The following is a 12,139-nucleotide window of genomic DNA, read 5'->3' on the forward strand; positions in this document are numbered from 1 at the left end:
AGCGGACCAAATTTGCTATTTTTTTAATAGCTGCATGCAAATGCCCTGCGTGGGCCAAGACTGTTTTTTACTGTGTGTTTTGCCGACTCAGGCCAACACGCGCTGCAGCCAACGCGCCAGGTCGGAAATTTCCTGCGGGCAGACCGAGTGTTCCATCGGGTACTCGCGCCACTCCACCGGGTAGCCCAGTGCCAGGAGCGCGTCGCGCGTGGCGGTGGCGCGCGGCAGCGCCACCACGCCGTCGCGCGTGCCATGGGCCAGGAAGATCGGCACGCCCCTGTTTGCTTCGCTGCCTTCCGCTGCCGTTTTCTCAGCCAGCGGCAAATAGCCCGACAGGCCCGCAATGCCGGCCAGCCGCTCGGTATGGCGCAGGCCGGCCATTAGCGCCATGGCGCAGCCTTGCGAAAAACCGGCCACGACGATACGGCTGGCGGGGATGCCGCGCGATTTTTCGTTCGCAATGATGGCTTCCATCGACGCCTGTGTCTGGCGCATGCCGGCTTCGTCCTGGCGGCTGACCAGGTCGGCGCCCAGGATGTCGTACCAAGCTGGCATCGTGTAGCCGCCGTTGATGGTCACCGGCATGTGCGGCGCGCTCGGAAACAGGAAGCGCACCGGCCCGATGCTGGAGAGGTCGAGCTGCTCGGCAATCGGTACAAAGTCGCGCCCGTCCGCTCCCAGACCGTGCATGATGAGAATGGTGGCAACCGGATGGTCGCCGGTTTGGGCTTCAAGGACTTCAAGAGACATGCGCTGACCCGATACAAAGGAGGGAAGTGAAAAGGAAGGGTGGAACGGCCGGCGCCTGGCGGAGTGGGCGCCGCAAGAACCACATGGGACCGCATTGAGGCCGCATCAAGGCCAGATTTTAGTGGTGCCGCAAGCGGCCTGGCCAGATCAGCGTGCCCAGCACCAACAATATATCGACGCTGGCCAGCAGGTTGTTTTTTAGTCCAAACTGGATCGGCGTGTAGGCCGCGTTAAACACCAGGTTCAAAATAAAAGGCTGCCGCAGCCCAAAAGGCAAACGCCGTTTCAGATACTGCACCAGCACATAGCAAAAGCTGATGGCAAGGTAGGACGCGAGCGACAAAACCACTGCAAAGCCACCCCCCGAATCCAAATACCAGCCCCATGCGTACAGTCAGAGGCACTTGCGGCATGATGACGACACGGCCTGTTTTCAGCTTTTTAAACCGACCCCGGGAGGTGTCCAGATGAACCCGACTTCTCATTTCTTGATGGCATGGCTGGCAAGGCTGCTGGCCGCCTGGATGCTGCTGGCGCCAGCCCATGCTGCCCCCCTCACAGCAACCGACGAAAACAGCGTGCGCGCCGTGGTGCAAGGCCAACTCACGGCCTTGGCCAGGGACGATGCCAACAAGGCATTTTCTTATGCTGCCCCCAATGTGCGCGAAGCGGTGGGCACGGCAGCGGGCTTCATGGCCATGGTGCGGCGCAGCTACCCGGTGGTCTACCGCCCCGCTTCGGTCGCTTTTCTCAAACCTGAACGCCAGGACGACCAGGTGATTCAGCGGGTGCAGATGCTGGACGACCGCGGCGACGCGTGGCTGGCCATTTACAGCCTGCAACGGCAAAAAAACAAAACCTGGCGCATCACAGGCTGCCAGGTGGTGAGCAACAAGGGGCGCATGGCCTGAAGGCCGGTCTTTTTGCTACGTTTTAAATAGCAATCAGCGCACGTACTTAAAGCGCCAAGGCCTGTTTTCATACGCGGCTGTCAACTTTTTAACACACGAGGTTGCCGCATGCGGCGGTATCATTTTCAGAGCCAAGGCTCAGCCCGATACCCAGGCCTTCAATACGTGCCGATGTAGTCCTTTTTGCCAACGTCCACGCCGTTGTGGCGCAGGATGGAATACGCCGTGGTGATGTGAAAAAAGAAATGCGGCAAGCCGTAGTTGAGCAGGTAAGACTGGCCGGTAAAGCGCTTTTCCTTGGGCGTGCCGGCCTGGCTGACGATCTCGCGCGTGGCGGCTCCGTCAAACTTGGCGGGGTCCAGCCCTTCAATGAAGGCCAGCACGGTGGCGATACGCGCCTGCAGGTCGGCAAAGCTCTGCTCGGTTTCTTCCAGCTTGGGCACCTCCACGCCGGCCAGCCGCGCAGCCACGCTTTTGGCGAAGTCGGTGGCCACCTGGACCTGGCGCAGCAGCGGGAACATGTCGGGGAACAGGCGGGCCTGAAGCAGCGCATGGGGGTCGATCTTTTTTGCGGCGGCATAGGCTTCGGCTTTGCTCAAAACCTCGCTGAGGCCACCCAGCATTTGTGTAAAAACGGGAATCGAGGCGGTGTAGATGGCGTTGCTCATGGGTTCTTTCGATGGGTCATTGATGATTGCAGCGGTGGCTGCGTAAGCCTGTGGATTCTCGCCGGATTCAGGGGCAGGCGCTTTGCCGGTCTGCATCAGCCTGACAAAGCCACCACCACCGCGGATTCATCGACATAGGCGACAGCCGCGCCGTGAACCTTCACGCCACTGGCGGGGCCCGCGAAGCCCACCAATTGAAGGCCGCAGCCCAGCGCCAGTGCCGCTTCGCCGCCAGCAGCCGCGCGCGAACACCGCGTGACACGACCTTCAAGCTGGTTGCGCCCCTGAACCGGCTCACCTGCGCGCAAGACATCCACCGCAGTGGCCTTGCACAGGGCAAGGACGGCCTGACCCGGGTGCAGGGCCAAAAGCTCTGCGCTTTCACGGGTGATGCGCGAAAACAGGGAAGTGCCATCTGACAAAACCAGTTCAACCCGCATGGCCTGCCCCTTCGGTTTAAGGTCCGTTACAAAGCATGGCAGTTGGTTGCGCATGCTGGTGCGAAGACCCAGCGCTGCAAATTTCGCCGCCCCTGCAAAGGCATCACCCGGGCGGGCCGCCAACCGGGCGAACACCTGCGCTCTTGCGTGACTCAACAATTGAGCAGCTTGCAACAGTTGCCTGCCCGCTTGCGTCAATTGCGCCCCTCCTCCGCCAGCCCCACCCACCGTGCGCTCCAGCAGCGCAGCCCCAGCCAGATTGCTCAGGGTGTCAATGGCTTGCCAGGCCGCTTTGTAGCTCACGCCGGCGCCACGTGCGGCCTCGGAAATCGAACCGACGTCACCAATGCGCCGCAAGATGTCCAGGCGCTTGTCCGCAACCTCGTGGCCCAGCGCATCGGTCAGTTGTAGTGTGGGTTTCATCGTGCGCCTATTGTGTCGCCAGAACAAAGAAAAGAGGGCGAAGGCTATACTTCGCTATTCCTGATCAGCATAGCGATCCATCGTGAAAAAACTCTCTCGTCTGCTTGTCACGCTTGCCGCGTTCGCCGCGGGACAGGCCTGCGCGGCGGATGTGAGCGTCGCCGTTGCGGCCAACTTTGCCGCCCCCATGCAAAGGATCGCGGCGGCCTTCGCGCAGGACACCGGACACCAGGCCGTGCTCTCCTTTGGCTCGACCGGCAAGTTTTATACCCAGATCAGGAATGGCGCGCCGTTTCAGGTTCTGCTGGCGGCCGATAAGGACACGCCTGCCCGCCTGGAGCAAGAAGGCCTCGCCGTTTCCGGCACACGCTTTACCTATGCTGTTGGCAGGCTGGTGCTGTGGAGCAAACAACCCGGGCTGGTCGATGACAAAGGCGAGGTGCTGCGCCATGGCACCTTTGAGCGCATCGCGATGGCCGACCCCAAACTGGCACCCTACGGCGCAGCGGCCGCACAGACGCTGGACAAGCTCGGGCTGCGGCAGAGTCTTCAACCCCGCCTGGTTCAAGGCGAGAGCATCGGGCAAGCCTACCAATTTGTGGCCACCGGCAACGCGGCACTGGGGTTTGTGGCGCTTTCGCAGGTAATGGCTGACGCACGAATCACCAGGGGTTCGGCCTGGGTGGTTCCCGCCCATCTGCATGAACCGATCAGGCAGGATGCGGTCGTGCTGACCACCGGCAAGGACAGCCCTGCCGCAGCGGCATTGGCCGTTTACCTCAAAAGCGACAAGGCGCACGGCATCATGCGCGCCTTTGGCTACGAACGCCAGGCGCCCCCATGAGCATCAGCGCTGCCGACCTGGACGCCATCGGGCTCACACTCAAGCTGGCCAGCCTGACAACGGTTCTGCTGCTGCTGCTGGCCACACCGCTGGCCTGGTGGCTGGCGCGTACTGCATCACGCTGGCGCGCGCCCATAGGCGCTGTGGTCGCGCTGCCCCTGGTGCTGCCGCCCACCGTGCTGGGGTTTTATCTGCTGGTGACGCTGGGACCCAACGGACCAGGCGGCCAACTGACGCAGTTTCTGGGCCTGGGCACCCTGACGTTCACTTTTACCGGACTGCTGATTGGCTCGCTGATTTATTCACTGCCTTTTGCCGTGCAACCGCTGCAACACGCCTTTGAGGGCATTGGCGCGCGACCGATGGAAGTGGCTGCGACCCTGCGCGCCCGGCCGCTGGATGCATTTTTCACGGTAGCACTGCCCTTGGCCCGACCCGGCTTTGTGACCGCCGCCATTTTGACCTTTGCGCACACGGTGGGCGAGTTTGGCGTGGTGCTGATGATTGGCGGGAACATACCTGGCCAGACCCGTGTGGTGTCTACCCAGATTTACGGCCATGTGGAAGCCATGGAATACGCGCAGGCGCACTGGCTGGCTGGCGGCATGCTGCTGTTTTCTTTTGTGGTGCTGCTGGGGCTGGGCCTGCTCAACCGGCGCAACGCCAGGGTGTTGCTGTGAGCGGCGATGACAACGTCATTCGCTTAACGCAGGAGCGGCCTGACTTCACGCTGAAGGTGGACCTGCTGCTGCCGGCACGCGGCATCACGGTGCTGTTTGGTGCCTCGGGTTCCGGCAAGACCACGCTGCTCCGGTGTGTAGCAGGGCTAGAGCGGCCGCACAACGCACAGATACGGATTGCCGGCACGGTATGGCAAGACGACGCGCAACAGTTTTTTTTGCCGCCCTGGCGCCGGCCGCTGGGCTACGTTTTTCAGGAAGCCAGCCTTTTTGACCACCTGGATGTGCAGGGCAACCTGGAATACGGCCTGCGCCGCTCGGGCCTGGGCAAGCAGCCCGCGACGCTGGACACGGCCATAGAACTGTTGGGCATCGGGCCATTGCGCAAGCGCCGCACCCATCAGCTGTCGGGCGGTGAACGTCAGCGCGTGGCCATCGCCCGCGCGCTGGCCATGCAGCCACAGCTGCTGCTGCTGGACGAGCCGCTGGCCTCGCTGGACCATGCGCGCCGCCAGGACATCCTGCCCTGGCTGGAGCGGCTGCGCGACGAAATCCACATTCCCATGCTCTACGTCACCCATGCGGCTGACGAAGTGGCGCGGCTGGCCGACACGCTGGTGGTGCTTGAGCGCGGACAAGTGACCGCAGCCGGACCGGCGGCCCAGGTTCTGGCCAGCATTGAAACACCCGTCGTACTGGGTGAAGACATGGGCGCTTTGCTTGAAGGAACGGTGCAGGAGCGCGACGCGCACTGGCATCTGGCAAGGGTCCAGTTTGCGGGCGGCAGCCTGTGGCTGCGCGACAGTGGCGTAGCCCTTGGCAAGCATGTTCGCCTGCGGGTGCTGGCACGCGACGTCAGCGTGAGCACCGAGGCGCCGCAGCACTCCAGCATCCAGAACCTTTTGCCCTGTGTGGTCCAGTCGGTGGCGCCCGACACCCATCCATCGCAAGCCTTGCTGCGGCTGGCTTGCGGCGACACCGTTTTGCTGGCGCGCATCACCGCGCGCGCCGTCGATACGCTCAAGCTGTTGCCCGGAAAACCGGTGTGGGCGCAGGTGAAGTCGGTCGCGTTGGTCGAATGACTAACGCGCCACCACGCCGGCCAGCCAGGCGTCAATCAGGGCCGGGTCGTTGATGCCCTTGAGCTGCTGGTAAGCCGTTTCAGCCTCGGGGAAACGGCGGCGCAGAAAGTTGAGCCACTGCTTGAGCCGCCCGGCCCGCGAACGCGCATCCAGCCGGGTACACACCAGAAGCCAGAATTTCGCCAGCAGCGGCACCAACACCGGCCAGCCGATGGGCGCCGTGTCCGGCACGGCGCCAACAGACGCCTGCAGGTCGGCCTTGATGGCCAGCGCCAGACCCGGATCGCTCACGGCGCCGCGCCCCAGCATCAGCATGTCGCAGCCCGAGGCTTGCCGGCAGCGGCGCGCGTCATCGACCGTCCAGATTTCACCGTTGGCGACCACCGGAATGCGCACGGCGGCGCGAATGTCGGCAATGCGCTCCCAGTAGGCCGGCGGCCGGTAGGCCTGCGCCTTGGTGCGGGCATGCACCACCAGCTCTTCAGCGCCGCTCTCGGCAATGGCCAACGCGCACTCGACCGCACGCGAATCGTCGTGGTAGCCCAGCCGCATCTTGGCCGACACCGGTACATGGGCGGGCACGCTGCGGCGCACCGCCGAAACAATAGCGGCGATGGTGTCGGGGTCATCGAGCAGCGCGGCACCGCCGCCATGGCGATTCACGACGTTGGCCGGGCAACCGAAGTTCAAGTCAATGCCCGCCGGCCCCAGACCGGCGAGCCGGGCCGCGTTGTCGGCCATGCAGGACGGGTCAGACCCGAGCAACTGCGCCCGCACCGGCACACCGGCCAGGGTGCGGCCGCCGTTGTGCAGCTCGGGCACGATGCGGGTGAACACGCGCTCGGGCAGCAGCTGGTCGGTGATGCGGATGAATTCGGACACGCAGCGGTCAATGCCGCCGGCCCGCGTCAGGATGTCGCGCAACACAAAATCAAGCAGCCCTTCCATGGGCGCAAGCAGGATGGTCACGACCGGAAAGAACTAAGCGGCAGCCAGACGCCAGAGTGAAGTCACTTCGGCGGCCCGCGCGGCATGCAGCGGGTTCGTAGCATCTTCGGCCTTGGGGTGCTCGGGCTTGGCGTCGATCCGGCCCACCACCTTCAGCCCCGCGTCCTTGATGGCGGCCAGCAGTTCAGCGCGGGTGCGCAGCTCCAGGTGTTCGGCAAAGTCGGACAGGATCAGCCAGCCCTCGCCGCCCGGCGCCAGATGCGCCGCCAGGCCTTTCAGAAAACCCAGCAGCATGCGGCTGCCCTCGTCATACACGGCGCCTTCCAGCGGTGAGCCCGGGCGCGCCGGCAGCCACGGCGGGTTGCAGACAATGACGGAAGCCAGCCCTTCAGGAAACAGGTCGGCCTCCATCACCTTGACCGGATTCGGCAAGCGCAGCCGGTAAATGTTTTCGCGCGCGCAGGCCAGCGCACGCGGGTCCAGGTCGGTGGCCACGACCTGGTCAACGTCGCGCAGGGCCAGCACGGCCGACAGCACGCCGGTGCCGGTGCCAATGTCAAAGGCAACAAATTTGGAAGGCCGGTTGGCGGGCAAAGGGGCATTGGCCACCAGGTCCACATACTCGCCGCGCACCGGCGAAAACACGCCGTAGTGCGGGTGAATGCGGTTGTTGGGCGCCTTGCCCAGCGCAGGGATTTCAACGCCTTTTTTACGCCACTCGTGCGCGCTGATCACGCCCATCAACTCGCGCAGCGAGGCCACGCAAGCCGCCTCCTCGCCGGCAGCGCCCCAGGCTTCGGTGCAGGCCTGCTTTGCATCCGGCGCGCGGCGCAATGCGATGCTGTAATCAGCGCCAAACTCGACCAGCACCATGCCCAGCACCCGCGCGCGCTGCGACTGGGCCTGGCGATAGAGGTGAAAGGCTTGCCCGACGGGCACGCCGGAAGCGGCTGCACCGGCGGCCTTTTTACGCTCGACCCGGGCCTGCTTGGAGGCTTTGACCGGTTTGTCAATGCGCCGCGCGAGCGCCTGCAGCAGCTGCCGGGCATTTTGAAAGTCGCCCCGCCAGAGCAAGGCCGTGCCCTCGCAGGCCAGCCGGTAGGCGGTGTCAGCGGAGGTGGTGTCGTCGGCCAGAACGACCCGTTTGGGAGGCGGTGCGCCGCGTTCGGAGCGCCAGCGGGCCGAGCGCTCCTCGCCGGCCTCGCTCCAGCGGAGGGTGGGCTGCAGAGGGGCAATGGATTCGGGACTGGAAACAGGTGATGAAGTGGGCATTGGGAAAGAAAAATACAGGAAAGAACGCACCTGTTTTAACAGATGGGAGAAACGCAGGCCGAACAAAAAACCAGGGGATTACGACTTCAAAGAATAAATACCCGTTAACACCAACAAATACGGCAATCTCACGCTATCGATTAAATAGCAATATCGATTTACAGAAAATCCTTGCCAAAGACTTCGTAGCCAGCAAGGCCATTTACGGCGAGGCGCCGCCGCCATTGCACGCGCTCCACGGGGGGTGTTGAGATGTAAGTGCTGAATCAAATAGGCTCAACCGGGCTTGGAGGATGGCGTGGGTTATGGCTTATTCATGCGGGCCTTTGTATGCTTGTGGGCCGAATGACTGGGAGATCGCTATGGAGATTGAAACAATGGGCCCGGATTCCCAGCCCCGTGACGGCAGGGAAGCCGGGTGCGCCTGCCAGGGCGCGCCTCAAGCGACCAGGCTGGAGATTCAGGCGCTCCAGCGATTTGACAACGCCTACCTGCTCTGGAAAGAAGTCACCCGCCGCTACGAGCAGGAAATGCAGCGCATGGCCAGGGGCGATCAGGAGGCCTACACACGCATCGTTACGCTGGTGCGGGACATGGCACATGTTCATCACGAGTTCCTCGAAACATCGCAACCCCTGTTTCACGCCAGGCGGTGACCAAAGGCGGGCGCGCCAACCAGCAGCCACGCGACGGTGTGCCGCACCGACGACCGGGCATCTCCTGGCGTGCTGCAGCGCAAGCCTTCCTCCATCCTCCATCCTCCATCATCCCAAGTCCGCAGTCGGCCTCGTTCGGGCCGGCTAAGGTCACGCACTACGCGCTGAAGACGGCACTGGCCGATCAGCGGAAATGACGGTTCAGGGTCTGGACCACAATTTTTTGACCAGCGTCACGGCCAGCAACACCAGCGCCCCCGCCAGCAGACCAAACGTAGCGTCGAGGGTCAATGGCGTCACGGCACCCAGCAGGCCACCCACGCCATTCAGGGTGCCCACCTGTTGCGACAACGCTTCAATCGCGTGGCGCACCGGGGCCACGCCATGCGTGAGGATGCCGCCACCGACCAGAAACATGGCGACCGTGCCGGCCAGGGAAAGACCTTTCATGAGCCACGGGGCCGCGCGCAGAATGACCCATCCCAGGCTTCGCTGAAAACGGTGCGCGGCGCTGGCGCCAGCGCGCTCACTGAGGTACAGCCCGCCATCATCAATTTTTACAATGCCGGCCACCAGGCCGTAAACACCCGCCGTCATGACGACCGCGATACCGCTGAGCACCGTCAGTTGCGTGATGAACGGGCTGCCCTGCACCGTACCCAGCGTGATGGCGATGATTTCGGCCGACAAGATGAAGTCCGTGCGCACGGCACCCTTGATCTTGCTTTTTTCAAGCGCCAGCAAATCCACCGTGGGGTCAACCAGCGCCGACACCAGCGCTTTGCGCTGCGCCTCAAGCTCGGCAGCACTGTGCATGAACCTGTGGGCCAGTTTTTCAAACCCTTCGTAGCAAAGAAAGGCGCCGCCCACCATCAACAGCGGCGTCACGGCCCACGGGGCAAAGGCACCGATGGCCAGCGCTGCAGGCACCAGGATGGCTTTGTTGATGAACGACCCCTTGGCCACGGCCCAGACCACGGGCAGTTCCCGATCGACTTTTACGCCCGAAACCTGCTGGGCATTGAGCGCCAGATCATCGCCCAGCACACCGGCCGTTTTTTTGGCGGCCACCTTGGAAAGCAGCGCCACATCGTCCAGCACGGAGGCGATGTCGTCAATCAGTGCAAGCAGGCTGGTGGCCATAATTTATGGAGTGTGGTGGGTTGTGGCCTGAGCAAGCCGGGATGGACGAGCTGCAGGGTAGCCGCAGAGGCTGTCTCGCCTCTGACCAAAATTCAGGTGCGGAGAAAAAAACCGCCCTCGGACGGTTTTCAGATGCCCGTTTGGCAGGCGGGCGGTCAGCTCATCGGCGCGAGGTCAGCCGGCCGAGAATAAACCCGATGGCCAGTGCCGCGCCCACCGCTTCGAGCGGCCTGTCCTGAACCCATGATTTTGAATAACCCAGGGCGCGGGCGGGCGCCTCTGTCACGCGCCGTGTCTGGTCCGAAAAACGATCAACGACATGGGAGGCATTGCTGGCGAGCTTGTCGACGGTTTCATGCGCGGCAGTGGACATGCGGTCCACCGTGCTGCGCGCAGGCTCCGCCACTTTGTCGATGGTGCTGTGCAGCGCCGCGCCTGCCGAGTCCAGGCCGCGGTGAATGGCACTGTCCGTGGGGTTGCCGGTCGTCACGTTGAATTTTTCCATGCTGTTTCCCTTCAAAAAAGATCTGTCGTCCAGTTTAAAACGAGGCTGGACGCGGCCCTGTGCGGCGCCGGAGGCATCCTCTGTAGGACAAATGACGGTTCATGCGGCACAGATGCTGAAATATTCGTCTGCTGTTTTATGTTTGTTTGCTCTTTGTTAAAGCGCTTGCCATTCGAACCGGGATCATCAAGCTTTGAAGGAGATTTCACATGCCCGCCACCGCAAGCGCCACCCAGAAAAACCGCCTTGCCAATCACGGCCACCCGCACCGGGGACCGTCCGAGGACGACGAGGACGACGAGGGCCTGGAATTGCCAGTCGACCCGGACGAGGGCACACCGCTGCTTCCCGACGAGGAAGGCGAGGTGCAGGTGCCGTCCTGAGCGCCACGGCGAGCTCCGGACTATTGGCCTTTTGACCCGCCTGGCCTGGCTGTTGGGTGGCCGGCTAGACGTTAATCAACGGCGCGCTTGAGGCGGATTTCTTCAAGTTTTTCGCTGCCAAAGGCGACCGTCTTGAGCGAGGGCATTTCACGCTTGAAGCCTGCGGCGTATTCGCAAAAATGCAGGGCTGGCTCATTGCGCAGCAGCACCCACATGCTCACTTGCGTGCAGCCTTCTTCTTTGAGGCCGTCGCGTGCGCCGTCCCACAGCGCCAGGCCAGCGCCCTGGCGCCAGTGCGCTGGCGCCACGTACATGGCCCAGATTTCGCCCATGGTGGAGCGGGTGCCTGCATCGCGTGAGCGGTCGTAGCCCACAAAACCGACCACTTGCTCGCCCTCGGTCGCGACCAGCAATTGCGGCTCGCTGAATTCAATGGCTTCGCGCCAGTAGGCCTGGCGCTTTTCGACCGTCATCGACTTGAGGTAGTCCGCAGGCATCACATCCTTGTAGGCGGCTTGCCAGGCGGCAACGTGAATTTCGGCAATGGCTTTGGCATCGCGGGCAGTGGCGGGGCGAACGGAGTAGCTGGACATGAAAAAATCGCTTGTGAATCAGTGAGGGAAAGGATCGGGAGGCGGAATTGTCGCGCAAATTGCGGCATGGCCCTTTGGGCTTGCGGTAAATCCATTGCGCTGCCGCCCCAGCACCTGCTGCAAAATCAAGCACTTTGACCCTATGCCCGCCCTCCAGCCTTCATCCCTTGTGCCGAATCAGTCCGGCCCGGCAGATCCGGCCTGCGCTGTCTTTGAGGCGCGCATTCACGCCGTTGGCCCCGCGTTTTCGGCGCCGGCTTCAGTGCCGCTGCTGCAGGCTGCAGAGCGGGCGGGACTGGCGCTGCCGAGTTCATGCCGCAACGGCACCTGCCGCACCTGCATCTGCCAGTTGATCAGCGGCCAGGTGCTGTACCGCATCGAATGGCCGGGCCTGAGCGCGCAAGAAAAGCAGGAGGGGTACATCCTGCCTTGCGTGGCGTATCCAGCGTCTGACGTGGTGATCGAACTGCCTTTCTGATCGCCTGCAGCGATCCAGGCGTTCAAAAAAATGGCACGCAAAGCCCTGCAGGAAGGGACAAAGCCAGGCGGCGGCGCCTCCAGGAAAGCATGAAATAGCTATTTTTATCATAGCAACAATCTCTTTACCGTAGAGGGCTACAGTCATTTTTTATCTAAAAATAGCCATACTTTCCCCCGTGCCCGTACGGACATTGGCAACCGACACGGGCGCAGCAGCCGGCCTGGGGCAAAATCAGAGGTGTCCCGACAGGGTCGTCCATCCCATGAAGAAGCAGCCTCCTCCAGCGCTTGAGCCCGCGCTGCCCTACAGGGCAGCCGCCGAGGCCATCGACACATCACCTGCAGCTTCCACAGAAACACC

Annotated in this window: 17 protein-coding genes; 8 read left to right on the top strand and 9 right to left on the bottom strand. The window is 62.9% G+C overall.

Annotated elements, in window-relative coordinates; genetic code table 11:
- Positions 1-87: 87 nt before the first annotated feature.
- Together Q8K05_RS18435 and Q8K05_RS18440 are read right to left on the bottom strand one after the other, a co-directional pair.
- Positions 88-750, bottom strand: a complete 663-nt coding sequence (locus Q8K05_RS18435) for an alpha/beta hydrolase (protein WP_305248140.1) — start codon at positions 748-750, stop codon at positions 88-90.
- Between the two features lie 118 nt (positions 751-868).
- Positions 869-1,093, bottom strand: coding sequence for a tryptophan-rich sensory protein (locus Q8K05_RS18440; RefSeq protein WP_305248142.1), 225 nt, complete (start codon positions 1,091-1,093; stop codon positions 869-871).
- A gap of 124 nt (positions 1,094-1,217) precedes the next feature.
- On the opposite strand from Q8K05_RS18440, the gene Q8K05_RS18445 reads away from it, so the two are divergent.
- A complete protein-coding gene (locus tag Q8K05_RS18445; protein ID WP_305248145.1) occupies positions 1,218-1,661 on the top strand; it encodes a DUF4864 domain-containing protein in 444 nt (147 codons plus the stop codon).
- 158 nt (positions 1,662-1,819) lie between these two features.
- On the opposite strand, the gene Q8K05_RS18450 is transcribed toward Q8K05_RS18445, so the two are convergent.
- Both Q8K05_RS18450 and Q8K05_RS18455 read right to left on the bottom strand, forming a co-directional pair.
- Positions 1,820-2,329, bottom strand: a complete 510-nt coding sequence (locus tag Q8K05_RS18450) for a DUF1993 family protein (protein ID WP_305248147.1) — start codon at positions 2,327-2,329, stop codon at positions 1,820-1,822.
- Between the two features lie 95 nt (positions 2,330-2,424).
- The gene (locus Q8K05_RS18455; protein WP_305248149.1) at positions 2,425-3,192 is read right to left on the bottom strand and encodes a TOBE domain-containing protein; all 768 of its coding nucleotides are present in this window, start codon (positions 3,190-3,192) and stop codon (positions 2,425-2,427) included.
- Positions 3,193-3,271: 79 nt separating this feature from the next.
- Between Q8K05_RS18455 and modA the strand changes: the two genes are divergently transcribed.
- From modA to modC, 3 genes are read left to right on the top strand one after another with little or no spacing between them, the layout of a single operon-like run.
- Positions 3,272-4,036: a molybdate ABC transporter substrate-binding protein gene (gene modA / locus Q8K05_RS18460; protein ID WP_370868916.1), complete on the top strand. Its 765-nt coding sequence runs from the start codon at positions 3,272-3,274 to the stop codon at positions 4,034-4,036.
- Positions 4,033-4,716 (top strand): molybdate ABC transporter permease subunit, encoded by a 684-nt coding sequence (gene modB / locus Q8K05_RS18465; protein ID WP_305248153.1) that lies wholly within the window; start codon positions 4,033-4,035, stop codon positions 4,714-4,716. The genes modA and modB overlap by 4 nt, the downstream gene beginning before the upstream one ends.
- Positions 4,713-5,798, top strand: coding sequence for a molybdenum ABC transporter ATP-binding protein (gene modC, locus Q8K05_RS18470; RefSeq protein ID WP_305248155.1), 1,086 nt, complete (start codon positions 4,713-4,715; stop codon positions 5,796-5,798). The genes modB and modC overlap by 4 nt, the downstream gene beginning before the upstream one ends.
- Here modC and Q8K05_RS18475 read toward each other — a convergent pair whose 3' ends face one another.
- Both Q8K05_RS18475 and Q8K05_RS18480 read right to left on the bottom strand, forming a co-directional pair.
- Positions 5,799-6,746 carry a tRNA-dihydrouridine synthase gene (locus Q8K05_RS18475; RefSeq protein ID WP_305248157.1) on the bottom strand — a complete coding sequence of 316 codons (948 nt, stop codon included), beginning with the start codon at positions 6,744-6,746 and terminating at the stop codon, positions 5,799-5,801.
- 33 nt (positions 6,747-6,779) lie between these two features.
- The gene (locus Q8K05_RS18480) at positions 6,780-8,018 is read right to left on the bottom strand and encodes a class I SAM-dependent methyltransferase (RefSeq protein WP_305248159.1); all 1,239 of its coding nucleotides are present in this window, start codon (positions 8,016-8,018) and stop codon (positions 6,780-6,782) included.
- On the opposite strand from Q8K05_RS18480, the gene Q8K05_RS18485 reads away from it, so the two are divergent.
- Both Q8K05_RS18485 and Q8K05_RS18490 read left to right on the top strand, forming a co-directional pair.
- Positions 8,006-8,269 (top strand): hypothetical protein, encoded by a 264-nt coding sequence (locus tag Q8K05_RS18485; protein ID WP_305248161.1) that lies wholly within the window; start codon positions 8,006-8,008, stop codon positions 8,267-8,269. The genes Q8K05_RS18480 and Q8K05_RS18485 overlap by 13 nt on opposite strands.
- Positions 8,270-8,380: 111 nt before the next feature.
- Positions 8,381-8,674, top strand: coding sequence for a hypothetical protein (locus Q8K05_RS18490; RefSeq protein ID WP_305248163.1), 294 nt, complete (start codon positions 8,381-8,383; stop codon positions 8,672-8,674).
- A 201-nt stretch (positions 8,675-8,875) separates the two neighbouring features.
- Here the strand turns inward: Q8K05_RS18490 and Q8K05_RS18495 are convergent, their stop codons facing one another.
- Positions 8,876-9,817, bottom strand: a complete 942-nt coding sequence (locus tag Q8K05_RS18495) for a DUF808 domain-containing protein (RefSeq protein WP_305248165.1) — start codon at positions 9,815-9,817, stop codon at positions 8,876-8,878.
- Positions 9,818-9,977: 160 nt separating this feature from the next.
- Positions 9,978-10,322 carry a YqjD family protein gene (locus Q8K05_RS18500; protein WP_305248167.1) on the bottom strand — a complete coding sequence of 115 codons (345 nt, stop codon included), beginning with the start codon at positions 10,320-10,322 and terminating at the stop codon, positions 9,978-9,980.
- Between the two features lie 209 nt (positions 10,323-10,531).
- Between Q8K05_RS18500 and Q8K05_RS18505 the strand changes: the two genes are divergently transcribed.
- Positions 10,532-10,705, top strand: coding sequence for a hypothetical protein (locus tag Q8K05_RS18505; protein WP_305248169.1), 174 nt, complete (start codon positions 10,532-10,534; stop codon positions 10,703-10,705).
- A gap of 71 nt (positions 10,706-10,776) precedes the next feature.
- Here the strand turns inward: Q8K05_RS18505 and Q8K05_RS18510 are convergent, their stop codons facing one another.
- Entirely contained in the window at positions 10,777-11,298 is a 522-nt protein-coding gene (locus tag Q8K05_RS18510) for a GNAT family N-acetyltransferase (protein ID WP_305248171.1), read from the bottom strand.
- Positions 11,299-11,440: 142 nt separating this feature from the next.
- Here Q8K05_RS18510 and Q8K05_RS18515 point away from each other — a divergent pair, with 142 nt between their 5' ends.
- Complete coding sequence (locus tag Q8K05_RS18515; protein ID WP_305248173.1) at positions 11,441-11,776, top strand: 2Fe-2S iron-sulfur cluster binding domain-containing protein; 336 nt, start codon at positions 11,441-11,443, stop codon at positions 11,774-11,776.
- Positions 11,777-12,139 lie beyond the last annotated feature (363 nt).

The sequence above is a fragment of the Polaromonas sp. genome (genome assembly GCF_030682935.1).
Taxonomy (GTDB): Bacteria; Pseudomonadota; Gammaproteobacteria; order Burkholderiales; family Burkholderiaceae_C; genus Polaromonas.